Source organism: Aurantimonas sp. A3-2-R12 (assembly GCF_036016755.1).
Classification (GTDB): domain Bacteria; phylum Pseudomonadota; class Alphaproteobacteria; order Rhizobiales; family Rhizobiaceae; genus Aurantimonas; species Aurantimonas coralicida_A.
Window position 1 is genome coordinate 1 of sequence record NZ_JAYXIH010000104.1, and the last position, 2683, is coordinate 2683.

2 protein-coding genes are annotated in these 2683 nt (G+C 60.6%); both read right to left on the reverse strand.

Annotated features, from left to right (window positions below):
• Positions 1-654 precede the first annotated feature (654 nt).
• Positions 655-1209, reverse strand: a complete 555-nt coding sequence (locus VSX60_RS22175; protein ID WP_327626402.1) for a sugar transferase — start codon at positions 1207-1209, stop codon at positions 655-657.
• A 28-nt stretch (positions 1210-1237) separates the two neighbouring features.
• Positions 1238-2191, reverse strand: a complete 954-nt coding sequence (locus VSX60_RS22180; protein ID WP_327626403.1) for an NAD-dependent epimerase/dehydratase family protein — start codon at positions 2189-2191, stop codon at positions 1238-1240.
• Positions 2192-2683 lie beyond the last annotated feature (492 nt).

Consider the following 2683-nt stretch of genomic DNA (forward strand, 5'->3'; position numbering starts at 1 on the left):
GCAGGATGTCGAGGGTTGCGTCGGATGCTCCGACGCCGAGCCTCATGCATAGGAGACGGGTCGCCCCTATCTCAGGCGAACATGTGGTCTAGCGGAGATCATACGCGCTTCAGTGCTTCAGTTGCTCGATCCTCATAATACCTCCCTCAGTTGAGCCGGATAGCAAACCACCAAGCACTGCGCGCGGCAATCCCCCGATCAATCTTCGGAGGTTCCCATGCTCTCGTTCCAGATCGTCTTCTTCGTTACCGTCGCGCTCACGGTCGCAAGCGGCATCGCAGCGACGTCCATAGTCGTGTTCGGCGACACCAGGCGCAATATCGGCCATCGGCATATTTCGACACCGCGATCTGAGCCAGCAGCGCTTCGGTCGGAATGCCGCTTTCGATGATGCGGGCGGGAGCGGCTGCCTGGATGACGCCGTCCCAGCCCTTGTAGGCATATTTGGGGCGGCGGGTGCAAAATCTCGAAACGCATGACGAGGTCAGAAATGCTCGGCGGAATGCCGGAAACCGGGGGGCCCATCACGAACAGCTTGTCTGCTTTATCCGGTAGCGCGCCGCGTATTTCCGGCTGCCGCGCTGCCGCGCTGCCTCGCTGCGATGCCGGCTACTCGTTTGGAAGCATGCTCTGGTGTTCGATCCGCATGGCACGCTAATATCGCGCCGCGTCGCCCGCGCCTCCTCCCAGCGTGGTTGAAAGAATGATCCTCAAATCGCCGACAAAACTTTGGCTGTCGACATAGCCGCGGTCTGCCTCGGCAAGCGCTTCCGGCGTCGACATATCTATCGCCGCAAGCTGCGCCGGTCCGGTTATGCCGGGCCGGACACCGAACACGTTCCGCTTGCGCCGAGCTTCGATCACCGCGGGCTGGTTGAGCAGACACGGACGCGGCCCGACCAAGCTCATGTCGCCACGCAAGACATTGAACAACGGAGGAAGCTCGTCGAGCTTTGCTGACCTGAGCCGCCGACCGAGCGGCGTAACCCAGCTGGACGAGACCGCGTGGGATCCGGCCACCGGCGCGCCGACCGCCATCGTGCGAAACTTGTAGCATTCGAACGGCATTTCGTAGCGCCCCACGCGCGGCTGGACGAACAATGCGCCGCCCGGCGAAGATCGCCTCACCAGGATGGCGGTGGCAAGCATAACCGGCCACAACAAAGCCAGTGCGATCGCCGCGACAGTGAAATCAAACAGTCTTTTCATTGCCTTGTCGTCTGAGCTAATTCCGCTCTCAGCTTTTCCGGGGCCCCATGAATTCCTTTCCGGATCGCTTGATCCCCTCCTCGGTGCGAATCTTGGGCGTCCAGGCGAACGTTTGTCGGAAGCGCGTCGAGTCGACTTCTAGATCGCCCAGCATGCTCTGCGCCACCTTGGCCCGGCCGATGACCTTGAGCAGAAGGCTCAACGCCTTTTTGGGCGCCGGCAGCAGCCGGGCGGGCAAGCCCATGCCTGTCCGAAGCCACAGTATGATATCCTTCAAACTGGCTGCCTCGCCATCGCCGATCATGAATATTCCCGACCGGCGATCTTCCCTCGGCATCGTTAGCAGGTGAACGATCGCATCAGCGAGGTTGTCAACGGCAGTCAGGGTACGGCGATTGTCCACCGAAGCGAACGGCAAGGGCAGACCGGTCGCCGCCAGACGCTGAAGAAGTCGCCAGTTGCCTTGGGCGGCGGCGCCATAAACGACCGAGGGCCGAAGCACGATGGCGGTGCGCCCCGGCTGTGCGAAGGAGTTCAGATGGTGCTCGGCGTCGAGCTTGGATCGCCCGTAGGCAGTCAATGGTTCGGTAGGGGTGTCTTCACTGATTGGGCCGTCGGCGGAATGGTCCGAAACCGCGAACACGCTGGAAAGCAAGATGAAGAACTCCACGCCGTTTTCGCACGCTTGCTCGACCAGCCTCTCGGTGCCCTTGTTGTTCACTTCCTGAAACGCCTCGTCCGTCACTCCCGGCAATGGCACCTGCGCAGCGAGGTGCAGCACACGGTCGCAGTCGCGCAGTGCGTCCGTCCAATCCGTATGTTGTCCCACCCCTCCGACGCCACAAAAGCGCACGTCGCCCTCCGTGGACCATTTTTCGTTGGTTCGTCCGGCTAGGTTGAGCTTCTGTCCGTCGGCAACGAGTCGACGAACAACATGTCGGCCGACAAAGCCACTGGCACCGGTGATCAAGATTCTGTTCATGGCGCTCGTCGTGGATGATTCATTGCGATCACGGTCACCACAGGAATTTCGGAGCGGAGTCAACCCATCCGCCGGCCAAGGAGCTATCCGCCTTCAAGCGAACATTATCTTTACGTTGAAGAACAGGGCCAAATCGGCTAGTTCATTGTCCTGCATTCCGGGGATCGACATGCGCCTGCTCAATTATGTGAGGGAAATCCGTTTTTCGCGGTACTGGGCGACGGTTCACGATCTCACAGTGGCGGCATGCGCTTTTCTTCTTGCCTATGTCACGGTCGTGGGACTCCAGCGAGCTATGGCGGAAACTGGGTGATGACGGTTTGAGAAAGGCGGCGTATCGGGGCGGGTGTCGAAGCCTGCCCGAACCTCCAGAGGAGCGATACGCCTTGTGTGGTTGCCGCCCGTGATGCAAGAAGTTTTCAACCAATGAGCATGTGATCGAGCGCGGTCTTGTGTCAGGCCTGTTTCTGCGGCGTTCACGTGCCGCTGGCC

Coding starts and splice junctions, on each gene's coding strand:
- VSX60_RS22175 (WP_327626402.1), bottom strand. CDS start 1,209: ATGAAAAGACTGTTTGATTTCACTGTCGCGGCGATCGCACTGGCTTTG.
- VSX60_RS22180 (WP_327626403.1), bottom strand. CDS start 2,191: ATGAACAGAATCTTGATCACCGGTGCCAGTGGCTTTGTCGGCCGACAT.